The organism is Pseudomonas sp. A6 (genome assembly GCF_052367875.1).
GTDB lineage: Bacteria > Pseudomonadota > Gammaproteobacteria > Pseudomonadales > Pseudomonadaceae > Pseudomonas > Pseudomonas citronellolis.
The window spans coordinates 278,943-303,846 of sequence record NZ_CP198970.1 but is presented as its reverse complement, the minus strand read 5'-3'; the positions used below and the strand labels follow the sequence as shown (position 1 = coordinate 303,846).

The 24,904-nt window shown below is 67.5% G+C and carries 19 protein-coding genes; 9 read left to right on the top strand and 10 right to left on the bottom strand.

The features are described from left to right. Positions 1 to 27: 27 nt before the first annotated feature. The 4 genes from ACTWJ5_RS01320 to ACTWJ5_RS01305 are packed head-to-tail and all read left to right on the top strand — an operon-like array spanning position 28 to position 3,567. Entirely contained in the window at positions 28 to 1,299 is a 1,272-nt protein-coding gene (locus ACTWJ5_RS01320) for a nitrous oxide reductase family maturation protein NosD (RefSeq protein WP_370311023.1), read from the top strand. Continuing rightward, on the top strand, positions 1,296 to 2,210 hold the full coding sequence (locus ACTWJ5_RS01315) for an ABC transporter ATP-binding protein (RefSeq protein ID WP_261747195.1): 915 nt from the start codon (positions 1,296 to 1,298) through the stop codon (positions 2,208 to 2,210). The genes ACTWJ5_RS01320 and ACTWJ5_RS01315 overlap by 4 nt, the downstream gene beginning before the upstream one ends. After that, positions 2,207 to 3,031, top strand: coding sequence for an ABC transporter permease (locus ACTWJ5_RS01310; RefSeq protein ID WP_444437320.1), 825 nt, complete (start codon positions 2,207 to 2,209; stop codon positions 3,029 to 3,031). Before ACTWJ5_RS01315 ends, ACTWJ5_RS01310 begins: the two co-directional genes overlap by 4 nt. Before the next feature lie 23 nt (positions 3,032 to 3,054). Then, on the top strand, positions 3,055 to 3,567 hold the full coding sequence (locus ACTWJ5_RS01305; protein WP_253407851.1) for a nitrous oxide reductase accessory protein NosL: 513 nt from the start codon (positions 3,055 to 3,057) through the stop codon (positions 3,565 to 3,567). 5 nt (positions 3,568 to 3,572) lie between these two features. On the opposite strand, the gene ACTWJ5_RS01300 is transcribed toward ACTWJ5_RS01305, so the two are convergent. Beyond that, the gene (locus ACTWJ5_RS01300) at positions 3,573 to 6,425 is read right to left on the bottom strand and encodes an EAL domain-containing protein (RefSeq protein ID WP_116424617.1); all 2,853 of its coding nucleotides are present in this window, start codon (positions 6,423 to 6,425) and stop codon (positions 3,573 to 3,575) included. Positions 6,426 to 6,604: 179 nt separating this feature from the next. On the opposite strand from ACTWJ5_RS01300, the gene uvrD reads away from it, so the two are divergent. Beyond that, positions 6,605 to 8,785 carry a DNA helicase II gene (gene uvrD / locus ACTWJ5_RS01295; protein ID WP_324710799.1) on the top strand — a complete coding sequence of 727 codons (2,181 nt, stop codon included), beginning with the start codon at positions 6,605 to 6,607 and terminating at the stop codon, positions 8,783 to 8,785. Between the two features lie 13 nt (positions 8,786 to 8,798). Here the strand turns inward: uvrD and ACTWJ5_RS01290 are convergent, their stop codons facing one another. Next, positions 8,799 to 10,691, bottom strand: coding sequence for a sulfatase-like hydrolase/transferase (locus tag ACTWJ5_RS01290; protein ID WP_116424615.1), 1,893 nt, complete (start codon positions 10,689 to 10,691; stop codon positions 8,799 to 8,801). 18 nt (positions 10,692 to 10,709) lie between these two features. Between ACTWJ5_RS01290 and ACTWJ5_RS01285 the strand changes: the two genes are divergently transcribed. Beyond that, the gene (locus tag ACTWJ5_RS01285; protein ID WP_444437319.1) at positions 10,710 to 11,507 is read left to right on the top strand and encodes a 2OG-Fe(II) oxygenase; all 798 of its coding nucleotides are present in this window, start codon (positions 10,710 to 10,712) and stop codon (positions 11,505 to 11,507) included. Here ACTWJ5_RS01285 and ACTWJ5_RS01280 read toward each other — a convergent pair. The 7 genes from ACTWJ5_RS01280 to ACTWJ5_RS01250 all read right to left on the bottom strand — a co-directional run bounded on the left by ACTWJ5_RS01280 (position 11,501) and on the right by ACTWJ5_RS01250 (position 19,831). Continuing rightward, positions 11,501 to 12,631 carry an acyltransferase family protein gene (locus ACTWJ5_RS01280; protein WP_116424613.1) on the bottom strand — a complete coding sequence of 377 codons (1,131 nt, stop codon included), beginning with the start codon at positions 12,629 to 12,631 and terminating at the stop codon, positions 11,501 to 11,503. The genes ACTWJ5_RS01285 and ACTWJ5_RS01280 overlap by 7 nt on opposite strands. 69 nt (positions 12,632 to 12,700) lie before the next feature. Then, positions 12,701 to 14,308 carry a hypothetical protein gene (locus tag ACTWJ5_RS01275; RefSeq protein WP_116424612.1) on the bottom strand — a complete coding sequence of 536 codons (1,608 nt, stop codon included), beginning with the start codon at positions 14,306 to 14,308 and terminating at the stop codon, positions 12,701 to 12,703. Positions 14,309 to 14,411: 103 nt separating this feature from the next. Beyond that, the gene (locus tag ACTWJ5_RS01270; RefSeq protein ID WP_444437318.1) at positions 14,412 to 16,079 is read right to left on the bottom strand and encodes a hypothetical protein; all 1,668 of its coding nucleotides are present in this window, start codon (positions 16,077 to 16,079) and stop codon (positions 14,412 to 14,414) included. Further along, positions 16,069 to 17,244, bottom strand: a complete 1,176-nt coding sequence (locus tag ACTWJ5_RS01265; RefSeq protein ID WP_444437317.1) for an acyltransferase family protein — start codon at positions 17,242 to 17,244, stop codon at positions 16,069 to 16,071. The genes ACTWJ5_RS01270 and ACTWJ5_RS01265 overlap by 11 nt, the downstream gene beginning before the upstream one ends. Beyond that, a complete protein-coding gene (locus ACTWJ5_RS01260; RefSeq protein ID WP_074978266.1) occupies positions 17,228 to 18,238 on the bottom strand; it encodes a glycosyltransferase in 1,011 nt (336 codons plus the stop codon). The genes ACTWJ5_RS01265 and ACTWJ5_RS01260 overlap by 17 nt, the downstream gene beginning before the upstream one ends. Beyond that, entirely contained in the window at positions 18,235 to 19,158 is a 924-nt protein-coding gene (locus ACTWJ5_RS01255; RefSeq protein ID WP_444437316.1) for a glycosyltransferase, read from the bottom strand. Before ACTWJ5_RS01255 ends, ACTWJ5_RS01260 begins: the two co-directional genes overlap by 4 nt. Before the next feature lie 13 nt (positions 19,159 to 19,171). After that, entirely contained in the window at positions 19,172 to 19,831 is a 660-nt protein-coding gene (locus ACTWJ5_RS01250) for a sulfotransferase family protein (RefSeq protein ID WP_245322977.1), read from the bottom strand. A 199-nt stretch (positions 19,832 to 20,030) separates the two neighbouring features. Between ACTWJ5_RS01250 and ACTWJ5_RS01245 the strand changes: the two genes are divergently transcribed. From ACTWJ5_RS01245 to ACTWJ5_RS01235, 3 genes are read left to right on the top strand one after another with little or no spacing between them, the layout of a single operon-like run. Further along, positions 20,031 to 20,786, top strand: coding sequence for an ABC transporter permease (locus tag ACTWJ5_RS01245; RefSeq protein ID WP_074978273.1), 756 nt, complete (start codon positions 20,031 to 20,033; stop codon positions 20,784 to 20,786). 8 nt (positions 20,787 to 20,794) lie between these two features. Further along, positions 20,795 to 21,556, top strand: a complete 762-nt coding sequence (locus tag ACTWJ5_RS01240; protein WP_074978275.1) for an ABC transporter ATP-binding protein — start codon at positions 20,795 to 20,797, stop codon at positions 21,554 to 21,556. Between the two features lie 34 nt (positions 21,557 to 21,590). Further along, entirely contained in the window at positions 21,591 to 22,892 is a 1,302-nt protein-coding gene (locus ACTWJ5_RS01235; protein WP_444437315.1) for a sulfotransferase family protein, read from the top strand. Positions 22,893 to 22,913: 21 nt separating this feature from the next. On the opposite strand, the gene ACTWJ5_RS01230 is transcribed toward ACTWJ5_RS01235, so the two are convergent. Continuing rightward, positions 22,914 to 24,671: a cation:proton antiporter gene (locus ACTWJ5_RS01230; protein ID WP_074978280.1), complete on the bottom strand. Its 1,758-nt coding sequence runs from the start codon at positions 24,669 to 24,671 to the stop codon at positions 22,914 to 22,916. Between the last annotated feature and the right edge of the window lie 233 nt (positions 24,672 to 24,904).

Genomic DNA, 24,904 nt, shown 5'->3' with positions numbered 1-24,904 from the left:
GCAAACGCCCCCGGAGGATGCTTCCGCGTGCCCACTTCCCGCGCCTGCCTCGCCCTGCTGCTGACGCTCGCCGGCCCCGCGCTGGCCGCGCTGCAGCCAATCGACGAGCTGCCCCTGCGCGCCGCGGGCGAAGGACAGTGGACGCTGGCGGCCGGCACCTACGCCGGCCACTTCCTCATCGACCGGCCCATGCACCTGCGCTGCGAGGACGGCGCCACTTTCGATGGCCAGGGCGAGGGCAGCGCCCTCACCGTGCGCAGCGCCGAGGTCACCCTCGAAGGCTGCCGGGTGCGCAACTGGGGCCGCAACCTGACCGACATGGACTCGGCGATCTTCGTCGAGAAGCGCGCCCGCGGCGTGGTCCTGCGCGGCAACCGGCTGCAGGGCCCGGGCTTCGGCATCTGGCTCGACGCCAGCGAAGACGCCCAGGTGCTGGACAACCGCATCGAGGGCGATGTGCAACTGCGCTCCCAGGACCGCGGCAACGGCATCCACCTCTACGCGGTGCGCAACGCCCTGGTGCGCGGCAACCGGGTGCGCCACACCCGCGACGGCGTCTACATCGACACCGCCAACGACAGCGCCATCGAGCACAACCGCCTGGAAGACCTGCGCTACGGCGTGCACTACATGTTCACCAACGACAGCCGGGTGATCGGCAACCTGACCCGCCACACCCGCACCGGCTACGCGCTGATGCAGAGCCGCAAGCTCAGCGTGATCGGCAACCGCTCGGTGGACGACGAGAACTACGGCATCCTGATGAACTACATCACCTATTCGACCCTCGAAGGCAACCGCGTCGAGGGCGTGCGCAGCGGCAGCGGCGTGACCGGCGAAGGCATGATCGCCGGCGCCGAGGGCAAGGCGCTGTTCATCTACAACTCGCTGTACAACCGCATCGAGGGCAACCGCCTGGCCGGCAGCGCCCTGGGCATCCACCTGACCGCGGGCTCGGAGGACAACCGCATCGCCGGCAACGCCTTCGTCGGCAACCGCCGGCAGGTGCTCTACGTGGCCAACCGCACCCAGGAATGGTCGGTCGACGGCCGCGGCAACTACTGGAGCGACTACCTGGGCTGGGACCGCGACGACGACGGCCTGGGCGACGTCTTCTACGAGCCCAACGACAACGTCGACCGCCTGCTGTGGCTGTACCCGCAGGTGCGCCTGCTGCTCGCCAGCCCATCCATCGAACTGCTGCGCTGGGTGCAGCGCGCCTTCCCGGTGACGCGCTCGCCGGGGGTGCGCGACAGCCACCCGCTGATGCGCGAACCGCAAGCGGAGGCGTCCCCATGAAGCTGCTGCAAATCCAGGGCGCCAGCCTGCGCTACGGCGCCTTCACCGCCCTGCACGGGCTCGACCTGGACCTGGCCGCCGGCGAAGTGCTCGGCCTGCTCGGCCACAACGGCGCCGGCAAGACCACCAGCATCAAGCTGATGCTCGGCCTGCTGCACCCCGACTCGGGCAGCGTGCGGGTGTTCGGCCACGCCGCCGACGCCCCCGCGGTGCGCCGCCAGCTCGGCTTCCTCCCGGAGAACGTCACCTTCTACCCGCAGCTGACCGGCCGCGAGACCCTGCGCCATTTCGCCCGCCTGAAGGGCGCGGCCGCCGCCGAGGTGGACGCGCTGCTGGAACAGGTGGGCCTGACCCAGGCCGCCAACCGGCGCCTGAAGACCTACTCCAAGGGCATGCGCCAGCGCCTCGGCCTGGCCCAGGCGATCCTCGGTCGGCCGCGCCTGCTGCTGCTCGACGAGCCCAGCGTGGGCCTCGACCCGCTGGCCACCGTCGAGCTCTACCGCCTGCTCGACCGCCTGCGCAACCAGGGCACCGGGGTCATCCTCTGCTCCCACGTGCTGCCCGGCGTCGAATCCCACATCGACCGCGCCGCCATCCTCGCCAACGGCCGCCTGCTGACCTGCGGCAGCCTGGCCGAGCTGCGCCGCGAAGCCGGCCTGCCGACGCGCATCCGCATCGCCGGCCCGCGCAACGAGCACTGGCTGGCCCACTGGCGCAACAGCGGCTACGCCGTCCGCGCCCTGGATGGCGGGCGCATCGAGCTGCTGGCCGACGAAGCGCGGCAGCGCCGGCTGCTGCAGGCGCTGCTGGAAGAACAACCCCAGGGCCTGGAGGTGCTGCCGCCGTCGCTGGAGGACCTCTACCTGCACCACATGCAGGGCGCCGCGCGCGCCTGCGGAGAAACAGCATGACGCCGGTCTGGCACATCGCCCGCAAGGAACTGGCCGACGGCCTGCGCAACCGCTGGCTGCTGGCGATCAGCCTGCTGTTCGCCCTGCTCGCCGTGGGCATCGCCTGGTTCGGCGCGGCCACCGCCGGGCAGGTGGGCTTCACCTCGATCCCGGCGACCATGGCCAGCCTCGCCAGCCTGGCCACCATCCTCATGCCGCTGATCGCCCTGCTGCTGGCCTACGACGCCATCGTCGGCGAGGAGGAAGGCGGCACCCTGCTGCTCCTGCTGGCCTACCCGCTGAGCCGCGGCCAGCTGCTGCTGGGCAAGTTCCTCGGCCACGGGCTGATCCTCGCCCTGGCCACCCTGCTCGGCTTTGCCGCCGCCGCGCTGTCCATCGCCGTGCTGGTGGCGGACATCCAGCTGTCGCAGCTGCTGTGGGCCTTCGCCCGCTTCATCCTGTCCTCCACCCTGCTCGGCTGGGCCTTCCTGGCCATGGCCTACGCGCTGAGCAGCCGCGTGAGCGAGAAGTCCACCGCCGCCGGCCTGGCGCTGGGCCTGTGGTTCTTCTTCGTGCTGCTCTTCGACCTGGCCCTGCTGGCCCTGCTGGTGCTCGGCAAGGGCCGCATCAACCCCGAACTGCTGCCCTGGCTGCTGTTGCTCAACCCCACCGACATCTACCGCCTGATCAACCTCTCCGGCCTCGGCCCGGAGATCGACGGCGTGCTGGTCCTGGGCCGCGACCTGCCGGTGCCCGGCGCCGTGCTCTGGCTGGCCCTGGCGGCCTGGACGCCGGCGGCGCTGGCCCTGGCCTACCGGCTGTTCCGGCGCCGCCCGGCCTGAAAACCCACTCCAAGGAGCCCCCGATGCCGCTGTCCCGCCTCTACCTCGCCGCCGCCCTGTTCAGCCTGCTGCTCGCCGGTTGCGGCGACGGCCGCCAGGACGCCGCCAACCTCGCCCCGGTGCCCTTCCACGACGGCGACGAATGCCACGTCTGCGGCATGCTCATCGATGGCTTCCCCGGGCCCAAGGGCGAGGCCGTGAGCGCCGGCAAGGTGCGCAAGTTCTGCTCCACCGCCGAGCTGCTCGGCTGGTGGCTGCAACCGGAGAACCGCCACGACGGCCAGCGCCTGTACGTGCACGACATGGCCCGCAGCGACTGGAACCACCCGGACGACCGCCACCTGATCGACGCCACCAGCGCCTACTACGTGGTGGGCATCCAGCGCCCCGGGGCGATGGGCGCCACCCTCGCCTCCTTCGGCAACCAGGCCGACGCCGAGCGCCTGGCCAAGGCCGAAGGCGGCCGCGTGCTGCGCTTCGCCGAGATCGACCAGGCCGTGTTGCAGGGCGTGAGCGGCGACCACGCGCACCGCTGAGCGGCCTAGCGCGGCCGCTGGCCGTGGGCCTCCAGGAAGGCGGTGAAGGCCGCCGGCGCCAGCGGCGGGCTGATCAGGTAGCCCTGGATCTCGTCGCAGCGGTGCTGGCGCAGGAAGTCCAGCTGCTCCTGGCGCTCCACGCCCTCGGCCACCACCTTCAGCTCCAGGCTGTGGACCATGGCGATGATGGCGCGGGTGATGGCGGCGTCCTCGCCCTGGGCGGACAGGTCGCGGATGAAGGTCTGGTCGATCTTCACGTAGTCCACCGGGAAGCGCTTGAGGTAGCTGAGCGAGGAATAGCCGGTGCCGAAGTCGTCGATGGCCAGCTTCACGCCCATCTCGCGCAGCTGGCGGAAGGTGGTGCTGACGCTCTCGACGTTCTCCAGCAGCTGGCTCTCGGTGATCTCCAGCTCCAGCAGCCGCGGCTCCAGGCCGGTTTCGTCGAGCACGGTGCGCACCAGGCTGACCAGGTTGCCCTGGCGCAGCTGGTGCACCGAGAGGTTCACCGACACCCGCAGGTCGGCCAGGCCGCGGGCCTGCCAGGTGCGCCCCTGGTGGCAGGCGCGGCGCAGCACGAATTCGCCGATGGCGCCGATCAGCCCGGTTTCCTCGGCCAGGGGGATGAAGTCGCCGGGCGGGATCATGCCCTGCAGCGGGTGGCGCCAGCGCACCAGGGCCTCGGCGCTGTCCAGGCGGCCGTTGGCCAGGTTCAGCTTGGGCTGGTAGTGCACCTCCAGCTGGCCGTCCTCGACGGCCTTGCGCAGCTGCACTTCCAGTTGCAGGCGCTCCAGGGTGCAGGCCTGCAGGTTGTCGGTGAAGAACTGGAAGGTGTTGCCGCCCAGGTGCTTGGCGTGCTGCATGGCCATGTTCGCCTGGCTCATCAGCGCGGAAATCTCCCGGGCGTTCTCCGGCAGCAGGCTGATGCCCAGGGAGGCGCTGAGCATCAGCTCCTCGCCGGCAACGCTCATCGGCATGCGCAGGCGCGTCAGCAGGCGGCTGGACAGGCGCGCCAGGGCCGAGAGGCTGGAATAGGAATCCACCAGCACGGCGAACTCGTCGGCCGACAGCCGGGCGATGGTGTCCGCCTCCGGCACCGCCTGGGTCAGGCGCCGGGCGATCTGCCGCAGCAACTGGTCGCCGACCTCGTGGCCGAGGCTGTCGTTGAGCAGCTTGAAGCGGTCCAGGTCGATCAGCAGCAGGGCCAGGCTGCGCCCGCTGTGCCGCGCGCGCTGGCCGGCGTCGTGCAGGCGCTGCTTGAACAGGCCGCGGTTGGCCAGGCCGGTGAGCTCGTCGTAGTGCGACAGGTAGCGCAGGCGCTCCTCGGCGTCGCGGCGCGCGGTGAGGTCGGCGAAGAAGCCCACCACGTGGGACAGCTGGCCGCGGTTGTCGCGCACCATGTTCAGCTGCAGCCATTGCGGGTAGGGCTCGCCGTTCTTGCGCGTCTCCAGCAGCTCGCCCTGCCAGCTGCCGGCGCGCTCCAGCTCCTCGCGGATCAGCAGGTACTGGCGGCGCGTCTCGGGGTTGCCGGAAAGGCTGGTGGCGACCTGGCCGATCACCTCTTCCGGGCGGTGCCCGGTGACGCGGCTGAAGGCCTGGTTGACCGCCAGCAGGCGGTAGTCGGCATCGAGGATGACGATGCCCTCGCTGGCCGCCTCGAACACCGTGGCGGCCAGGCGCTGTTCCTCCTCGCGGCGCTTGCGCGCGCTGACGTCGCAGCGGGTGCCGACCATCCGCGTGACCTTGCCGCGGGCGTCGCGGGCCATCACCCGGCCGCGGTCCTCCACCCACACCCAGTGGCCGTCGGCGTGGCGCACGCGGTATTCGACGCGGTAGCCGTCGGTGCGCCCGCGCAGGTGGTCGGCCAGGGCCCGGCGCAGCAGCGGCACGTCGTCCGGGTGCAGCAGCGGGCGCAGGTCGGCGCGCATGCTGCGCACCGCGTCCTGGTCGAGGCCGAAGATTTCCCGCAGGCGCGAGTGGTGCACCTCGTCGGTGCGCAGGTTCCAGTCCCACAGCCCCAGCTCGCTGGCCTCCAGGGCCATGGCCAGGCGCGCCTGGCTGTTGCTCAGCTCGACGCTGCCGGCCTCGACCCGCACCTGCAGCTGGTCGCGCGCCTCGCGCAGGGCGCGTTCGGCGCTGCGGCGCTGCTCAACCTCGCGGCCCAGGTCCTGGTTGAGGGCTTCCGCGCGCCCCTTGGCCTGCTCCAGGTGGTCTACCAGCGCAAGGGTCTGGAAGCGCCGCAACAGGCTGCCCTGGACCAGCCGGTTGACCTGCCAGGCCACCACCAGCAGGGCCGATAGCAGGATCGAGCCGAGCAGCCCCCAGCCCTGCTGCAGGTCGCTGCCCTTGAGCAGCAGGTAGCCGATGGACGGCAGCAGGCAGGGCAAGGCGAAGGTCAGGAAGGCTGGCAGGCTCACCGCGTAGGCGACGCTGGCGGAAAGAATGGCCGCGGCGATCAGGCCGAACACCAGGGCCTGCTGCAGGAAGGCGTCGGGCGGCACCAGGGCGATGGCGGCGAAGGCCAGGGTCAGCCCCGAGGCGCCGGCGCCGAAGAGGAACGCCCGCTGCCAGTGCGCTTCGGCCTGGCGCTGCGGCTCGGCATTGTGGAAGGCGGCGACCTGGATCAGCCGCATCACCGCCAGCAGCACCAGCCACACCAGCCAGCCGGACAGCAGCAGGCCGTCCTGGCTGTGCCAGAGCAGGCCGGCGCAGGCCAGGCCGTTGAGCAGCATGAGCAGGGTCGGCACCCGCGAGCCCTGGTAGAGCAGGCGGGTGCGCTCGATGGCCAGTTCGTGGGCGTATTGCTGGCGGATCTCGGCCTGGCTGAAAGGCGCGGCCGAGGTATCCAGGTATGCGGTCATAGGCGGCTTTTTCTTGTAGTGGTCGGCCTTGGCGTGGCCCGAGCATAACCGAGGCGGCAGGGTCGCCCAAGCTCGGGAAAGCGGCAATATGCCAGCAAATCGCTGAACTTTCGTCGGGCAGGTGCCGGACGGCGCTTTGGTTTGCCGGGCTTTCCCCGCCGTCGGTAGAATGCCGCCCCATGAACGACGACCTCTCCCTCCTGCTCAACTCCCTCAACGACCCGCAGCGCCAGGCCGTGGCCGCGCCGCTGGGCCACCAGCGCGTTCTCGCCGGCGCCGGCTCGGGCAAGACCCGCGTGCTGGTGCACCGCATCGCCTGGCTGATCCAGGTGGAGCACGCCTCGCCCCACAGCATCCTGGCGGTGACCTTCACCAACAAGGCAGCGGCGGAGATGCGCGCGCGCATCGAGCAGTTGCTGGGGATCAACCCGGCGGGCATGTGGGTCGGCACCTTCCACGGCCTGGCCCACCGCCTGCTGCGCGCCCACTGGCGCGAGGCCGGGCTGCCCGAGGGCTTCCAGATCCTCGACAGCGACGACCAACTGCGTCTGGTCAAGCGCGTGGTGCGCGAGCTGGGCCTGGACGAGCAGCGCTGGCCGCCGCGCCAGGCGCAATGGTTCATCAACGCGCAGAAGGACGAGGGCAACCGCCCGCAGAACATCCAGGCCAGCGGCGACCTCTACCTGGCCACCATGGTCAGCGTCTACCAGGCCTACGAAGAGGCCTGCGCCCGCGCCGGGGTGGTCGACTTCGCCGAGCTGCTGCTGCGCTCGCTGGACCTGTGGCGCAACGACCCCGGCCTGCTGGCGCACTACCAGCGGCGCTTCCGGCACATCCTGGTGGACGAGTTCCAGGACACCAACGCCGTGCAGTACGCCTGGCTGCGTCTGCTGGCCAAGGGCGGCGAGAGCCTGATGGTGGTGGGCGACGACGACCAGTCGATCTACGGCTGGCGCGGGGCGAAGATCGAGAACATCCAGCAGTTCGCCGACGACTTCGCCGGCACCGAGGACATCCGCCTGGAGCAGAACTACCGCTCCACCGCCACTATCCTCAAGGCCGCCAACGCCCTGATCGCCAACAACCACGGGCGCCTGGGCAAGGAACTCTGGACCGACGGGGTGGATGGCGAGCCCATCACCCTCTACGCCGGCTTCAACGAGCACGACGAGGCCCGCTACATCGTCGAGACCATCGAGGACGCCCTGCGCAAGGACGGCCTCAAGCGCAGCGAGATCGCCATCCTCTACCGCTCCAACGCACAGTCGCGGGTGCTGGAAGAGGCCCTGCTGCGGGAGAAGATCCCCTACCGCATCTACGGCGGCCAGCGCTTCTTCGAGCGCGCCGAGATCAAGAACGCCCTGGCCTACCTGCGGCTGATCCGCCTGCGCGACGACGACGCCGCGCTGGAACGGGTGGTCAACATCCCGCCGCGCGGCATCGGCGAGAAGACCGTCGAAGCCATCCGCAACGCCGCGCGGCTCAACGGCACCTCCATGTGGCGCGCGATCAACGACGTGATCGCCGCGAAAGCCGTGACCGGCCGCGCTGCCAGCGCACTCAACGGCTTCCTCGAGACCGTCGACCTGCTGGCCCAGCAGGTCGAGGGCATGCCACTGCACCAGATGACCCAGACGGTCATCGAGCAGTCCGGGCTGATCAGCTACCACAAGGAAGAAAAGGGCGAGAAGGGCCAGGCCCGGGTGGAGAACCTGGAGGAACTGGTCAGCGCCGCCCGCGCCTTCGAGAACCCCGAGGACGAGGACATCCCGCCGCTGGTGGCCTTCCTCGACCACACCGCGCTGGAGGCCGGCGACACCCAGGCCGACGCCTTCGAGGACAGCGTGCAGCTGATGACCCTGCACAGCGCCAAGGGCCTGGAGTTCCCCCTGGTGTTCCTGGCCGGCATGGAAGAAGGCCTGTTCCCGCACAAGATGAGCCTGGAGGAACCCGGCCGCCTGGAAGAGGAACGCCGCCTGGCCTACGTCGGCATCACCCGCGCCATGCAGCGCCTGGTGCTGACCTACGCCGAGACACGCCGCCTGTACGGCAGCGAGACCTACAACAAGGTCTCGCGCTTCGTCCGCGAAATCCCGCCGAGCCTGATCCAGGAAGTCCGCCTGTCCAACTCGGTGAGCCGGCCGCTGTCCGGCAACCAGCGCAGCGGCAGCCTGTTCAGCGGCGCCGGCGTGCCGGAAACCCCCTTCGCCCTAGGCCAGTCGGTACGCCACCCGCTGTTCGGCGACGGCGTGATCCTCAACTTCGAAGGCTCCGGCGCCCAGGCCCGGGTGCAGGTGAACTTCGACAGCGAAGGCAGCAAGTGGCTGATGCTCGGCTACGCCAAGCTGGAGGCGGTGTAGGCCTCCAGCGCTCTCAGCGTTTGGGGCAGAGCGTCGACTGCATGTCCGCCAGGCTGTAGCCCTCCTGTTGCGGCAACAGGAACTTGTCGACCAGTAGCGGCCGGCCGATGCGCCCGGCGAAGCGCGCCCCGCCCTTGCCGTCGCTGCCGACGTAGGTCGGGTTGGCCAGCGGCGCGGCGCTGCCGGGCCGGTGGAGCAACTGCTCGCTGTGCATCACCGCCTTGCCGTTGAGGTACAGGGTAAAGCGGCTGGCGCCCGGGCCCGGGAAGGGGAATCCGGAGGACGGGTTGATGGTGAAGCTGGCCACCAGCGTGTTGCACGAGCGCTCCAGCGCCAGCGGCTCGCTGTCGACCTGCACCTCGCCATGGCGCATGTGCAGGCGCCCCCTCTCCAGCCACAGACGCCACACGCCGTCCTGCTCGACCAGCACCTGGCGCTTGTCGCCCGGCGCCTTGCCCAGCCCCAGGCCCAGCGAATAGGAGTCGAACACCGGCGCGCGCTGGAAGTCGCGGCCGCTCAGGTAACCCGCGCTGGCCGCGGTCGGCGGGTGCCAGTCCAGCGGCACCGGACGCACGCGTCGTTCCCAGTCGCGGATGCGCGCCGAGGCCTGCTCTGCGGTGAACGCCGGCATGCCGCTCTGGACCAGCGGCCCCTGGCCAACCGGCCCGCTGACCGGGGCATTCAGCACCTTGCCGTAGATGTCGCGGTAGAACAGGCCCTGGCCGGGAACGTGGCCGGCGTAGATCATGCCGAACTGCATCAGGTCGGCGCCCCAGTACAGGTCCTTGAACGGCGGCAAGGGACGTTCCTTGGCCAGCGGCGCCGAGAGGTCGCGGCCGGTGAGGCCGGCGACCGGGTGGCCGCCGGCCATGCCCAGCAGGGTCGGGTAGATGTCGGTGATGTGGGTCACCGAGTCGATGTCCCGGTCGTTGTGATGGCCCGGCCAGAAGATCATCAACGGCGTGCGCACGCCGCCTTCGAGGTAGGTCGCCTTGGTCCCGGAGAGCGGGTAGTTGCTGTCCCGGTTATGGTTGGGGCTGCCGTTGTCGCTGCTGAACACCACGATGGTGCGCTCGGCCTGGCCGCTTTCCCGCAGCGCGTCGAGCACCCGTCCGACGTTGTGGTCGAGCTGTTCGAGCAGGGCCAGATAATTGCCCTCGGGAGTGTCCGGCCAGCGCTGGCGGAAGCTCTCGGACGGCTGGATCGGCGTATGCGGGGCCAACAGCCACAAGTTGATGAACCAGGGCTTCTGTTCCGTGGCGCCGGCGCGGATCAGCTGCACCGCGCGGTCGGTGAGCAGATCGTCGAGGTGCCCCTGGACCTGCCGCGGCGCCTCGTCGTTCTGCTGCAGCCAGGGGTTGATGTAGGTCGGCCGACGCGCCACCAGGCGGCCCTGGGCATCGGGCCCCTGCAGCACGAAGTGGTTGAGCATTCCGTACCAGTCGTCGAAGCCCTGGTGGTTGGGACGGATCTGCGGGTATTCGAGCGCCTCGCCCAGGTGCCACTTGCCCAGGTGGTGGGTGCTGTAGCCCAGCCGCGCCAATGCCTTGGGCAGCGTCACCAGGTCCGGCGACAGGCCCAGGCCGTCGGGCTCGAAGCCGATGCTCACCGGGGCCCGGCCGGTGATCAACGCGGCCCGGCTCACCGAACAGGTGCTGTCGGTGTAGTGCTGGCGGAAGCGGATCGACTGGCGGCTGAGCTGGTCGATGGTGGGCGTGCGGGCCTTGCCGTCGCCCCAGGAGCCGATGTCGTTCACCCCCAGGTCATCGGAGAGGATGAACAGGATGTTGGGCCGCTGCGACAATTCGGCAGCATTGCCCTGCAACGAACCGAACAGCAGAATGGAGCCCACCAGCAGGACCCGGGCCAGCAGCGCCGGAGCCGACTGCCGAAGATGACGGAACATGAGCAGGATTCCTGAACAATGATAAAGAGTCTCTTCCGAACGCACGGGGAGCCGAAAAGCACTCCCTGCGAGAACGGCCTTCTACTGGACTATGCCGGCCTGGAACAACGGGTCGCCGAGCAGGCGCCACGCTACCAGTCCAACAGTCCCTTTGCGCACATCGTCATCGACGACTTTCTCCCGGCCTCCACCATTTCCCGCCTTCTCGCCGAATACCCCGCCGACCAGCAGAGCCCGATCTGGAACGACGCCTCGCACCGTGACAAGAGCAGTGGCGAATACGTCCAGCAACTCAAGCGCAACGTCCGTGACGTGCTGCGCATGCCCCCCACCTACCGCCAACTGTTCTGGGAACTGAACTCCCAGCCCTTCCTCGCCTACCTGGCGCAGCTCACCGGCATCGGCAACCTGATTCCCGACCCCAACCTGCGCGGCGCCGGCATCCACCAGATCGCCCGCGGCGGCTTCCTCAAGGTGCACACCGACTTCTGCACCCACCGCGACTTCGGCTTCGACCGGCGCCTGAACGTGCTCATCTACCTCAACGACGACTGGCAGGCGGCCTACGGCGGCGAGCTGGAGCTCTGGGACGCGCAGATGCAGGGGCCGCCGACCCGCGTCCTGCCGATCCTCAACCGCTGCGTGGTGTTCAGCACCACCGATACCTCCCTGCACGGCCACCCCCGCCCCCTCACCTGCCCCGAGGGCGTCTACCGCCGTTCCCTGGCCCTGTACTACTACACCAACGGCCGGCCGGAAGGCGAAGCCACACCGGGCTTCGCCACCCACTGGCGCGACACCCCGGACGGCTACTGAAGCAACGCGCCGGCGCTGCCTCGCGGTTCCGCCGGGGCAGCGCCGGCGTAGCGCCGCTTCAGGCGCAGGAACGGCCGCTCCAGCAGGTAGAACGACAGGCTGGCCAGCAGCAGTGTCAGCAGCGAACCCGGGCCCAGGATGGTCCAGGGCGAAGCACCGCCGTCGCGCATGAACACGTAGATCGGGAAGTGCCACAGGTAGAGCCCGTAGGAAATCCGCCCCAGCCAAGTCAGGCCAGGCAGGCTGAGCAGGCGCTCGACCCAGCCGCCGCGATTGCAGAGCACGTTGAGCAGCAGGCACGCCGCGCTGAGCTCGACCCCGGCCAGCATCCAGTAGTACAGGCGCATGTCCACCCAGTAATGCGCCCGGCTGGCGACCCCCGCCAGGTACAGCACCGCCACTACCGCCAGCACGCCGAGCAGGCGCCCGGCCCAGGGCCGGCGTAGCGCCTGCAGCAGCCCGAAGCCCTCGGCCAGGCCCAGGGCACAGCCGACCATCAGCGCATCCAGGCGGGTGTCCAGGCCGTTGTACAGGCGATCCGCCTCCGCGCCCTGCCAGGCCAGCAGCACACGCCAGCCCCAGGACGCCAACGCCAGGCCCAGGGCCACCAGCACCAGCCGGCGCGCACCGCCGAGGTAGCGCAGCAGCCCCAGCAGAAGCAGCGGCCAGAACAGATAGAACTGCTCCTCCATCGCCAGCGACCAGGTATGCCCCAGGCCCTCCACCGGGTTCAGCGAGAAGGCCCGCGCCCAGTTGCTGGTGTAGCTGGCCGCCAGCGCCACGCTTTGCAGGTAGCGTTCGAGCACCTTGCCGTCGAAACGCCACAGGCAGTAGCCGAGGAACACCAACAGCAACAGGCTGAACGCCGGCAACAGGCGCAGGCAGCGGCGCAGGTAGAAGCGGCGCAGACTGATGCCGCCGCTGTCGCGGTACTCCTCGACCAGCAGCAGGCTGATCAGGAAACCACTCAGCACGAAGAACAGGTCCACCCCGATCATCCCGCCGGTCAGGGCGGCGGGCCAGGCGTGGAACACCATCACCGTCAGCACGGCGCAACCCCGCAGCCCGTCCAGGCCCGGCATGTGGGCCGGGCGCGGGGCTGTGTGGCGATCAGTGATATTCATCGGCGCAGAACCCGCGCCGGCCCAAGGCCGGCAATCCAGCGCCCCGTACCTGCCGCAGGCAGGGAAACATCAGCGGCAATAGGTCTGCACACGAGGCTCACCGAACACGTAGCCATCGAACAGCTTGCGGCCCGCTGTTAGCGAGTAAGTGTCGAGTACCGTTCGGCCCAGCAACGCCACCCCGGTCACCTTCTGCTCGCCATCCACGAAGAATACATAGCGGTAATGCTTGCCACCGGTGCTTCCCAGCTTGCCCTGGACCTGCGAGGCCTGGTGAGCGGCGTCTACCTGCCTGGCGTCCAGTTGCTCCACCGGGCAGGGCGTGGCCTGAAGCCCGGCGATGGGCTGGCCGACGCTGTTGGCCGGGAAGGCGGAGGCCGCGCTGAAGATGGAGACCCCGGCCTGGCGCGCATTGCCGAAGTAGCGACGCATTTCGTCGGCGCTGGCGAACGGGAACAGCCGCGCCGGCGCCTGCGGGTCATCGATCCCCATCTGCAGCCCCAGGGCCAGCACGGCCTTGGCGTGAGGAGCCAGGGAAATCGGATCCGGATCGTGGAAGTACAGGGCGCGCTGCTGTTGCCCGGTCAACAGCGCGGCAACCAGCAGGAACAGCACCCGGACCGCGGTCTGTGCCTTGAAACGCAGTTGCCAACGTGCCACCACCAGGATCAGCAAGGCGCTCCACATGCTCAGCGCCGGCGTGGTGTAGCGGCTGGAGGCCGCCAGTTCGATGTTGAACAGCGAGCGGCCGAAGGCAGTGGCGCCCGCGGTACAGAAGATGAACAGCACGTAGGCCAGCAGCCCCAGGGCGAACGGCGAACGTCGCAACGGCGACACCAGCAGGTAGAGGCTCAGCAGCACGGCGCCGAGCCCGGCGGCGACGGCCACCTGGATGTTGCCGAAGACCCAGTAGAAGGGATTGCCCAGGTAGGCCAGCGCATAGGCGATGACCTTGAACGGATGATTGACCAGCAGGCTGGGGCCGAACTTGCGTCCGGGCGTTTCCTCGTAGCCGAAGAAAAACAGTCCGATCGCCAGAGCCGCGACTACAACGACCAGCGCCGTACGGCGCCAGGAGCGCGTGGTGATGGCGGTGAGCAGGACCAGGATCGGCAGGGCGAAGATGCCATTGGCCATAGAGAAGGCGCTGCAGAACCCCAGGACCAGGCTGGCCAGCGCCCAGCCGGCGCTGCCGCCGTGCTCGACGCTGCGCCCATGGGCGTAGAAGCACAACAGGGGGAACAGGTAGACCAGGTAGAACTGGCTCTGGAACTCCCAGGTGATGTTCTGCCACTGCATCCACGCCAGGCTGGTCATGCTCAGGCAGGCCAGCAGCGGCATCCGCACGTCCGGGTTGGCCGTGCCGAGGATGCGCAGGGCATAGCGGTACAGCGTCCAGCATATCGCCAGCATCAGCGCTATGTTCAGCGGGATGAGCAGCAGATTGCGGCCGCCGAAGTAGCGCATGTCCAGCCAGAAGAAGATCTTCGAGAAGAAGATTCTGTGGTCGTAGTGCTGGTGCCACCAGGCCCAGGGATCGGTGAGCGACCGCAGGTAGAAGTCGACGATACCTTCCCAACTGTCGCTGAGGGGCACCGGCGAATAGTTCAGCCAGGCGCCGTAGATTGTCGAGGCGAGGAACCACAGCGCGGCCAGGACCGCCAGCCAATGGAACACGCGGGAAGTCACTCTGTTCGCAGATTGCACCGTGTCATCCGTTTTCTTGTTGTACAGACTGCCGATCAAAGCAGGGTCCTCCGGCCGACGGGCCGTCTTGGAGTCAGAAGGTCTCAAGGCACTTGGCCGAAGCGAATTCGCCGGCCCCGACGAGAAACGCCTGGAACAGGCTCGGCGGACGCCGCTCGAGGGTCAGCCAGGGCAGGTTGTCTATCACGCCCAGCCCAACCACGCGCCCGCTGTCGTCGCCCAGCGCCAGGTAATCGAAGCGGCGCGCCTGCGCCTCGGGCAGCGTGCCGCTGACCCGCAGGATCCCGCTGCTGGCGCTGCTCCACGCCTCTGCGCGCGCGTCCCGCACCTCGCAGGGCCGGCCTGGCAGTTGCCCGATATCGCGTCCGAGCAGAGCCGCCAGAGCGGAGAGATCCGAATGCGGATCGTCGAAGATGGAAATCCTGGCGGCACGGGCACGCTGGAATTGTTCCCGCGCCTCACCGGCGCCGAGCTGGCCCAAGGGCTTCTCGCTTTCGCCCAACTGATAAGACAACAGTGCGGCCTGCCGGGCCTTGTCGGGCACTGCCCAGTAGTCGATACGCAGCGTATTGAACTGACCCGCTAGCAGCACCAGGAACACCGCGAGAAAAGCCAGTGCCGGTACCCAGCGCGCCAAGCGCCAGGCATCCGGCAGCAAGCGTAGCGACAACAGCAGCAATGCCGCCCACATGAGCAACGCCGGGGTGGTATAGCGGCTGACCAGGGCCGTGTCGTAACCCATGAAGCTGCGCCCCAGGCTGGTCAAGCCGGCGCTGATCACCACGTAACCGACGAAGCCCAGCAGCGCCAGGCAGAAGGGGTCGCGGCGGCTGCGCAGGCAATTCACCAGCAAGGCCGCAAACAGCGCCAGGCCCAGGTAGCCCATCGTCATTGCGAGGGGCACCTTGCCGTCCACAGCCACTGCCGGGGCACCACCGAGGTAACAGGCCATGTAATTGACGAAGGGCAGCGTATGCTCGACCAGGATCCGCAGGCCCAGATCGGTGGCAGGCCCTTTCACGTAGTCGGAGAAGTACAGCCCCCACACCAATACAGCGGTGAGCAGACAGATGGCGAAGCGCCGGCCGGGCCCCCAGCGCAACAGGCTGAAGAGGGCCATCACCGGCAGGCAGAACAACCCGCTGATCATGCTGAAGGTAGCCAGGACGCCCAGAGCGAGAGCCCCCCAGAAAGCCCCCCGGCCCTGCTCGGCGCGCGCCAGCCAGTAAAGCGCCAGCAACGGCAGTGCGAAGGCAGCGATGAACTGGTTCTGGAAAGGCGACGCGGCGTTATCGTGCTGCAGCCATGAGAAGCACATCAACGCCAAGGTGCAGTACAGCAACCAGAGTCCCTGCGCCGAGTATCCGGGGAACAGCCGGCGCGAAAAGGCCACCAGCGTCGCCCAGGCCAGCCCCAGCAGCAGGAAATTCAGCACCACCAGAATGACGGCGCGACCAGCGAAGTAACGCAGGTCCAGCCAGAAGAACAGCTTGGAAAGAAGAATCCGGTGCTCGTTGTGCTGGCGCCACCAGGCCTGGAAGGACTCCGAGTCCAGGTAGAAGCCTATGTAGCCGGTCCAGGAGTCCAGGTAGGGGATGGGCGAATAGTGCACCCAGGCGAAATAGGCCAATGACAGCAGGAACGCCAAGGCAGCAGTTCCCGCCAGCAGGCAAGAAACGCCCAGCAGAGGTAGGGCCCGCTCGCGATTATCCGGCAGCATTGCGGCTGCATCAGCGCGCATCCGTCGCGCCCTCCATCGCCACCGGCTTGCTGGCGAAGACCGGCAGGCGGGCCTTCAGGTTGAGGAATGGCCGCTCGATGCAGCGGTAGCAGGCGAAGGACAGCAGCCAGATGAGCGGCAGGCTCCCCACCAGGGCCAACCAGTGCAGTGGCTGCAAGGGCGTGGCCATTTGCTGGGTGGCCAGGCGTACCCAGTACAGCAGGTAGAACTGCACGGGGACATGCACCAGGTAGAGGGAGTAGGAGATCTTGCCGATATGCTCCAGCAGCGGGTTGAGCAACAGCGACCTGACGCCGCCGCGCAGATGCAGGCTGCACAGCAGCAGGCAGCCCCAGAGCAGGGCCTCCAGGTTGTGATACATGGGCAGGCGGTCCACGGCCGGGCGCTGCCCTACTTCACCGTACCAGGCCAGCAACGCCAGCAATGCTGCCAGCGCCACGCTGCCGACGAGCCCGGCCACGCCGCGGCGCCCGAGCCATCGCGCCGACCATCCGCTGTTGTACAGCCAGGCGAAGAACGCCCCCGCGAGGAAGGCGCCCCCTCGGCCGAACAACGAGTCAGCGATGCTCCAGTGCCCGGGAGCCGCCAGCCACTGCCGATCGCTGAGCAGATACAGGTGCGCCGCGGCCCAGGCCAGCAAGGCCAGGGCCACCACCCAGCGACCCAGCCGCCAGCGCAGCAGCAGCATGGTCCAGGGCAGCAGCAGATAGAACTGGATCTCGGTGCACAGCGACCACCAGGGCACGCTGAAGGGAAACAGGCCGAAGCCGACCGGGATGAAGAACAGCGCCTTCAGGGCATCCGCGCTACCGGTGAAGAGCCAGGCAACCAGGATAGCCAGGTAGTACAGCGGCAGGATGCGCAAGGCGCGCGCCCAGTAGAAACGCCGGATGTCGATGTCCCGGCGCTGCCGCTGCGCTTCCAGGAACGGCAGGCTGAGCAGGAAGCCGCTGAGCACGAAGAACAGCGTGACGCCGGTATTGCCGGCGGCGATTATCTTCATCCACGCCGGCGCCGCAGCGCCCAGGCCGTGATCACCGCGGTCGCCGAAAAGAATGCCGAAATAGTGGAAGCCGATGACCAGCAGGACCGCCCAACCGCGCAGCGACTCCAGTTCCGGCAGGTAGTGCGCAGGCCGGCGCAGCCCCTCAATGGTCTGCGACATGGCCCAGGGCCCGCAGCGATTCGCGCTTGATCTGCTCGTCGGCGAAGGGATCGCGCCCATCGTTGGCGAAACGCTGGAAGCGCTTCTGCGCCCACTCGGCGGACAGCTCCAGGAAGCGCGTCGCCGGCCACTTGAACTGCCCCAGCAGCAAGGGTTCCAGGGTCGGGGAATGGTAGGGCTGGCCACGAATCGCCAGGTACTCCTCCTGCTGGCGCTGGAGGATCTGTTCGCGGCGGCCGGATTCGGAGGTGGTCACTCCACCATGCAACTGATGGAAGGAACCCTCCCCGGCCAGCACCACCAGCTGGGTAGCGGGAAGCATCGCCAGGCGCCGGTAGACGTCCAGGTTCAGCATGCCGCCGCCTGGGCACTGGAAGCGTTCGTCGGCCTGGCCGATCTCGCGGAAGCACTCGGCGCTCGCGAACAGGCAGTTGCACTCCATGAACGGCTGCAGGGCCCCGCGCGCGTTGCCGGGGCTCCAGCAGGCGATGTCGAACAGGCCATAGCCGTTGCGCGGCCAGTCCACCGACTGCAGCAGGCCGATCTCGCTGGCTTCGGAATAGCCGTTGGTCAGGTGGAACTGCTGGTCGTGCTCGCCCAGGTGGAAGCCTGGCACCGCCACCAGCGCCTGCTCGTTCATGCGGAAGGCCATCAGGGTGTGCTTGATCACCCCCGGGGTGACCATGCGCGCACCGTCGATCAGCAGTCCGATATAGCGCCCCCGGGCCTGGGCGAAGGCGAAATTGATCGCCGCCGCCGGCGACACCCCCGGCTCATCCCGCAGGAAGTAGCGGAAGTCGCCCGGCAATTCGGCGATGGCCTGGGCATCCAGGGTGCGCGCGGAGCGGTTCTCCACCGCTATCACTTCGTAATCGGCGGCATCGACATCCTGTTGGTAGTCGCTGGCCAGGCTGCGCAAGGTGTTCAGCGCCTGGCGCTGCATGTCGTAGGCGATGACGATGATCGATAGCAGGGGCTGGCGTTGCTCGCTCATTGCGGCCGTACCTGGGTCAGCGAATGTTCGAGGAAGCGCAGAACGTGCGGATGCGGCGAGCCCAGCAGGATCGGCCGCACGCTCGGCGGCGAACGGTCGTCGCCGCGAATCTCGCGGTCCTGGTCGTCGAGTTGCTTGTAGACGCGCTCGCGCTCTTCCTTCAGGGTGCCGGTGGTCACGCCGCCGTGGAACTGGTGGAAGGAGCCTTCGCTGTAGAGCAGGTAGAAAGGCGTATCGGGCATCTCGAGGAGGCGCTTGTACAGATCGAGGTTGGCGTTGCCGCCGCCGAAGTCGTTGTAGCGCGGGTTCACCCCGCCGAGCTGGCGCCACTTGCGCCGCGACATGGCGATGAAGTTGCTCTCGTAGTTGGCCTGGAAAAAGCCGCCCCGGCACGAGCCGCTGAGCACGGCGATGTCGAACAGCCGGTAACCGTTCTCCGGCCAGTTGATCTGCCGCAGCAGGCCCGCCTCGACCTCCTCGTTGTAGCCTTCGTTCACCGCCACCTGCTGCAGCTTGTGGCCGATGTGGTAGCCGGGAGCGGAGACCGCCGCATGGGGCTCCAGGCGGAAGGCGTCGAGAGCCCCCCTGATCACCCCGGGGGTCACCATGCGCGCACCGTCGATCATGATCGCCAGGTGGCTGCCGCGGGCCACCGAGGCGCCGAAATTGATCGCATGCACCGGCGTGCGCTCGGTCTCCCGGCGGTGGTAGTAGCGGACGTTGCCGCCCTGCGCCAGGGCCCGAGCGGCCCCCAGCAGGCGATCCGAGTGGTTCTCCACCACTATGACTTCGTAGTCGCTTTCGCGCACGCCGTGCTGATAGCGCACGCTCAGCGAATGCAGGGTCCGTTCGGCCTGGTCGGGCATCTTGTAGACGATCAGGATGATCGACAGCTTGGGTCTGCGCAGCAATGACAGCATGGGAACTCCGGCCTCAGCGGGCGATGGCCTGAAGTTGCCGGTAGATCTTGTCGATCTGCGCGGGCAAGGCTTCGGCCTGCGGCGTCACATGATGGCGCAGCTCGGCGCTGAAGAAGCGCTCCTCGGGCATACGCTGCAGCGCCAGTTCATCGAGTACCCCGTTGAGCTTGCGGTGCAGCACCGCTTCGTCCTCGTCGAAGCACAGCACCGGGAAGGCGGCCTGCCGGTGCAGGTCCAGCAGACGCTGGTTGTAGGCCGCCCAGATGGCGAAGGCGCGCTCGCGCGGCATGCCGCCGCGGGCATCCAGGGACTGCGCCACGGCCTGCGGGTGGCGGAAGATGCCGACGTAGCCCAGGGAAGGCAGCAACTGCTGCCAGCCCTCGATCACCAGGATCGCCCGCGGGTCCTTGAACCCCCAGCGCGGCACCTCGCGGTAATCGTCGATCAGCGCCCGGGCCTCGGCGAACTCGGCGTCGCTCCAGCGGATCGGCGCATCGGGCGGGTTGTCCCAGGCGAAGCCCCGAGCCGCCAGGACGCGATCGTGGAAACCGACGATGTCGAGGTTCTCGCGGTTGCCCTTGAGGTTGTGCGGGTTCCAGGTGCTGTGCTTGCCCAGTTCGAGGCCAGCCTGCTGCAGCGAACCGGTCAGGAAACTGGTGCCGCTACGATGCATTCCGACCACCATCAGGGTAGTGGCGGGCAACTGCGGGGCCGTTTCACCCTTTGATTTGAACAAGGCTTGAATGAACCGCATCCTGAGCTCTTTTTGTTGGTTTTTTGTTATTTCGGCTGTGATCGCACGAAAATCGCGAGGCTTTTTCGGAACCGCATTGTGGTTAAATGGATGCCCCATTTCAATCCAATAAAAAGAAATGAAGTACAGGGATATCGTCCTCTACGGCGTCTACACCGATCTGCGTACCGAGGTGGCACGGCGCTTCCTGGGGTTCCTCTGGTGGATCATCGAACCGGTGATGTACATGGGAGCCTTCTACATCGTCTTCGGCCTCGCCTTGCGCCAGAACACCCCCGGCTATGTCCCCATGCTGCTGTCGGGCATGGTGGTCTGGAAATGGTTCGACGGCTCGGTCCGGCTGGCCAGCAACGCCCTCTCGGCGAATGCCGGGATCATCCAGCAGATCTACGTGCCCAAGTACGTGTTCGCGCTGATCCCCATCCTCAGCAACACCTTCAAGTTCCTGATCATCCTCGGCCTGCTGATCGTCGCCCTGCTCGCCAGCGGCCATGTGCCGAGCGTGCACTGGCTGGGACTGTTACCGGTGATGCTGGTGCAGTTGTTTCTTATCGTCTCAATCGGTTTCCTGCTCGCCGCCATCCTGCCCCTCGCACCCGACTTAAAGCAGGTTGTGGATAACGTGCTGATGCTGATGATGTTCCTCTCTGGCGTGTTCTTCAGCGTCGACCACCTGCCCGAGAAGATGAAGCTGTTCTTCAACCTCAACCCGATGGCGCCGGTGATCACCGCGTACCGGGACATGCTCCTGCACAACGCCTGGCCATCCTGGGCCAGCCTGGCCTACGTGATACTGGTTTCGTTGCCGATCTTCGCGGTCGCGTGCGGCTTGCTGCACTACTATGACCGTAAATACGCCAAGCTGATGCTGTGAGGCCAGTAGTGAAGAACGATGTCATCCTCACCGCCGATCGCATAAGCCTCTGCTATCGCCAGCGCACCGGCGTGCTGCGTTACGAAAAATTCTGGGCGCTCCAGGACGTGTCCTTCGAGCTCCACGAGGGCGAGACCCTGGGCCTGATCGGCGGCAACGGCGCCGGCAAGAGCACCCTGCTGCGGGTCATCGCCGGCATAGTCGAGCCCAACCACGGCCGCATCCAGCGCCACAAGCGCCTGGTGGCCAGCCTGCTGGCCCTGAACGTGGGCTTCAAGACCGACCTGTCCGGGCGCGACAACGCCATCATCGGCGGTCTGCTGCTGGGCCTGTCCGCCCGGCAGGTCCGCGCACGTCTCGACGAGATCCGCGAATTCAGCGGCCTGGAGAACTTCTTCGAACAACCGGTGGCCAGCTATTCCACCGGCATGCGCGCACGCCTGGGCTTTTCCGTAGCCATGCACGCGGACCCGGACATCCTACTGATCGACGAGGTGCTGGGGGTCGGCGACCAGACCTTCAAGGACCGTTCGCAGCAGGCGATGCAGGAGAAGATCCGCTCGAACAAGACCGTGGTCCTGGTCTCCCACAGCCTCGAGGCGGTGAGCAAGCTATGCGACCGGGTGCTGTGGATCGAGAAAGGCAAATCGATCGACTGCGGCGCGACCGACGAAGTGCTCGGGCACTACGACCGGGTGATCAAGGAAGTGGTACGCGAACAACGCAAGGCCCAGCGAGCAGCATTGATGGCCAAGGCCGATCCGGCGTAACGCGGAGCGGCCGATCAAGGGGGGCGCATTGATAATGACAACAACAAGAAAAGTCCTGGTCGTTCTCGGCATGCACCGTAGCGGTACCAGTGCCATTACCAAGGGCCTGGAACTGCTCGGCGTGGAACTGGGCAACAACCTGATGCCGGCGGCGAAGGGCAACAACGAGCGCGGCTTCTTCGAAGACCTCGATATCCACAACTTCAACCAGCGGCTCATCAGCGAAGTGCTGGACAACGACTGGGACAGGCTCGAACCCCTGCAGCTGGACAGGCTGGGGGCCGAACACCGCTCCGCAGCGCAGAGTCTGCTGAAGGAAAAACTGCCCGAGCGCCGTCCCTTCGCTTTCAAAGATCCCCGGGTCAGCCTGCTGCAACCCTTGTGGGAATCGGTATTCGACAGCCTTGCCATCGACCATCGCTACCTGATCTGCGTACGCAACCCGCTGAGCGTCGCCGGTTCATTGTTCAAGCGTGACAGGCTTCATCCGCTGAAAGCCCAGTTGCTGTGGTGCCATTACATGCTGGCCGCCTTGCGGCATACCCAGGACAAAAGCCGCGTATTCGTGGATTTCGACCTGCTGTTCGAGGAGCCGGTCAACGAACTCGAACGCATTGCGACGGCGTTCGAACTTCCGCCGCCCGACCGGCAGGAGGCGGACGTGCGCGCCTATGCCACCGATTTCCTGGCACCATCCCTGCGTCACAACCACAGCCACGCTGAGCAGCTCGAAGACCCGCGCCAGGCACTGACGCTGACCCGCGATCTGTTCCGGCTCCTGAAGCGCCAGGCCGACGCTCGCTGCGCGGATGGAGTCGACGACGGGCAGCTGCGGGAACTGGAGAGCCGTTACGAGGCGCTGCTGCCGATTCGTCAGGAACTGGATCGGATCTACGGCGACCGCGACGGGCTCGAGAAGCACCTGCTGATGATCAGCAACGATCACTTCAACCTGCTCGAGAACACCGACGGAAGCTCCCGCCCGGTGTCACTCGAAGCATGGCGGGAGTACTACGCGAAGGAATTGCGCCAGGATCTGATACAGGCCCGCCGCGAAGAGGCCCATCACCGGCAGCTCCTGCAACACGAGTGCTGGCGGCTGGAGGATCAGCTGAAAATCGCGCAGTCGCAGAAGGAATGCGCGCAGTTGGAGCTGCAACGCATCTACGCGAGCAATTCCTGGCGCCTCACCGAAACCTTGCGCACCCTCAGGCGCGCTCTGGTGACCACGCCTCTGAAGCTGCTGCGCGGCGAGGTGAAGATCGGCCCCGGCAAGCCGCGGGCAGCCGACCTGGACCAGCTGGGCTACGAAACCGACGCCGAAGCCGGTCGCTGAGACTAACTCGATCGGGCGGGCTCAATGCCCGCCCTTACCCTGCTCCAGGGTTTCCAGCAGGGCGATCTGCATCCGCGAATGCAGGCGGATGAACCAGCGCCAGCCCACCGCCAGCGCCAGCGCGGCCACCAGGCCCACCACCACCAGCAGCTCCCCCGGCGGCAGGATGCTCGAACTGAGCGCCGCCAGCAGCAGCATCATGCCGCCCAGGGACAGCAGCGGGATCATCTCGGCGATCACCCGGCGTACCCGCGCGGTGTGGCGCCCGGCGCTCTCGGCCTTGACGCCCATTTCCGCCAGCAGCATGGCCAGCGCCTTGAGCTTGCGGTAGGCGGCGATCAGGAAAGGCAGCGACAGCAGCAGCGCGGCGCCCCAGATCAGCGCCTTGTGCAGCGCCTCGTGCTCGACCCAGTTGGCCAGCCACTCGGCGATCCGCCCGGCGAAGAACGCCAGGCCGAAGAAGATGGCGATCACCAGCACCAGGTTCACCCCCACCTGCAGCAGGATGCGCCGGATCATCCCGGCCAGCACCGCCTTGTCGCCGCGCGGGCGGATGCTGCGCAGCCACTCGCCGTACAGGCCGAACACCCGCACCATGGGCGAAGGCAGGGTGCGCCCCAGGTACAGCGCCAGGGGGTCGGCGGAGCGGATCAGGTAGGGCGTCAGCAGGGTGGTGATGGCCGACACGCCGACCACCACCGGGTAGAGGAAGTCGCTGGTCACCCCCAGGCTCATGCCCAGGGCGGCGATGATGAAGGAGAACTCGCCGATCTGCGACAGGCCCATGCCCACGCGCATCGAGGTGCGCCCGTCGTTGCCGGCGATGTAGGCGCCGGTGCCGCAGGACACCAGCTTGCCCAGCACCACCACCAGGGTGATGACCAGGATCGGCGCGGCGTAGTCCACCAGCACCCGCGGGTCGATGGTCAGGCCGATGGCGACGAAGAAGATGGCGCTGAACATGTCGCGCACCGGCTCCATCAGCCGCTCGATCTGCACCAGTTGGCGCGATTCGGCCATGATCGCGCCGATCAGGAAGGCGCCGAGGATCATGCTGTATTCCAGCTTCACCACCAGCAGGCAGAAGCCGAAGCACAGGCCGAGCACCGTCACCAGCAGCATCTCGTTGCTCTCGAACTTCGCCACGTAGGCCAGCAGGCGCGGCACCAGCAGGATGCCGACGACCAGCGCGACGACCATGAACAGGCTCAGCTTGCCCACCGTGGAGACCACCTGGTCGGCCTCCACCGTGCCGCTCACGGCGATGCCGGAGAACAGCGCGATGATGCCGATGCCGAGGATGTCCTCGATGATCAGCACGCCGAAGATCAGCTGGGCGAAGCGCTCGTTCTTCAGCTTCAGGTCGCCCAGCACCTTGATGATGATGGTGGTCGAGGACATCGCCAGGATGGCGCCGAGGAACAGCGAATCCATGGTGTTCCAGTCGAACAGCCGGCCGATCTCGAAGCCGGCCCAGATCATCAGGGTGATCTCCAGGAAGGCGGCGATGAACGCCGTGGCGCCGACCTGGAACAGCTTGCGCAGGGAGAACTCCAGGCCCAGGCAGAACATCAGGAAGATCACCCCCAGCTCGGCGAGGGTCTTGATGGTCTGCTCGTCGTGCACCAGGCCGAAGGGCGGCGTGTGCGGGCCGATGATCACCCCGGCGATGATGTAGCCGAGCACCACCGGCTGCTTGAAGCGGTGGCAGAGGATGGTCACGAAGCCGGCGATCAGCATGATCACCGCCAGGTCCTGGATGAAGTCGATAGCGTGCATGGCGGCGGTCCTCGCGCGATGTGGCAGTGGGGGGATCGCGCGGCCAGCGGCCCCGCTAGGGCGCCAGCCTATCAAACGGCCAGCGTCTTCGAGGCCGCTGAAAAACCCGGTTACAGACCTTCGCAGCCCTTCTGGCCCAAGACCTGGCGCGGCGCAGGGGCAATAGCCGGAAACAAAATCCGGCTGGTTCCTGGCGGCCATGCTCGGCAACATGACGCGCGTCGTATTCCAAC

Coding starts and splice junctions, on each gene's coding strand:
- ACTWJ5_RS01235 (WP_444437315.1), top strand. CDS start 21,591: ATGACAACAACAAGAAAAGTCCTGGTCGTTCTCGGCATGCACCGTAGC.
- ACTWJ5_RS01290 (WP_116424615.1), bottom strand. CDS start 10,691: ATGTTCCGTCATCTTCGGCAGTCGGCTCCGGCGCTGCTGGCCCGGGTC.
- ACTWJ5_RS01260 (WP_074978266.1), bottom strand. CDS start 18,238: ATGAGCGAGCAACGCCAGCCCCTGCTATCGATCATCGTCATCGCCTAC.
- ACTWJ5_RS01285 (WP_444437319.1), top strand. CDS start 10,710: ATGATAAAGAGTCTCTTCCGAACGCACGGGGAGCCGAAAAGCACTCCC.
- ACTWJ5_RS01315 (WP_261747195.1), top strand. CDS start 1,296: ATGAAGCTGCTGCAAATCCAGGGCGCCAGCCTGCGCTACGGCGCCTTC.
- ACTWJ5_RS01300 (WP_116424617.1), bottom strand. CDS start 6,425: ATGACCGCATACCTGGATACCTCGGCCGCGCCTTTCAGCCAGGCCGAG.
- ACTWJ5_RS01250 (WP_245322977.1), bottom strand. CDS start 19,831: ATGCATCGTAGCGGCACCAGTTTCCTGACCGGTTCGCTGCAGCAGGCT.
- ACTWJ5_RS01270 (WP_444437318.1), bottom strand. CDS start 16,079: ATGCGCGCTGATGCAGCCGCAATGCTGCCGGATAATCGCGAGCGGGCC.
- ACTWJ5_RS01245 (WP_074978273.1), top strand. CDS start 20,031: ATGAAGTACAGGGATATCGTCCTCTACGGCGTCTACACCGATCTGCGT.
- ACTWJ5_RS01265 (WP_444437317.1), bottom strand. CDS start 17,244: ATGTCGCAGACCATTGAGGGGCTGCGCCGGCCTGCGCACTACCTGCCG.
- ACTWJ5_RS01310 (WP_444437320.1), top strand. CDS start 2,207: ATGACGCCGGTCTGGCACATCGCCCGCAAGGAACTGGCCGACGGCCTG.
- ACTWJ5_RS01280 (WP_116424613.1), bottom strand. CDS start 12,631: ATGAATATCACTGATCGCCACACAGCCCCGCGCCCGGCCCACATGCCG.
- ACTWJ5_RS01305 (WP_253407851.1), top strand. CDS start 3,055: ATGCCGCTGTCCCGCCTCTACCTCGCCGCCGCCCTGTTCAGCCTGCTG.
- uvrD (WP_324710799.1), top strand. CDS start 6,605: ATGAACGACGACCTCTCCCTCCTGCTCAACTCCCTCAACGACCCGCAG.
- ACTWJ5_RS01255 (WP_444437316.1), bottom strand. CDS start 19,158: ATGCTGTCATTGCTGCGCAGACCCAAGCTGTCGATCATCCTGATCGTC.
- ACTWJ5_RS01230 (WP_074978280.1), bottom strand. CDS start 24,671: ATGCACGCTATCGACTTCATCCAGGACCTGGCGGTGATCATGCTGATC.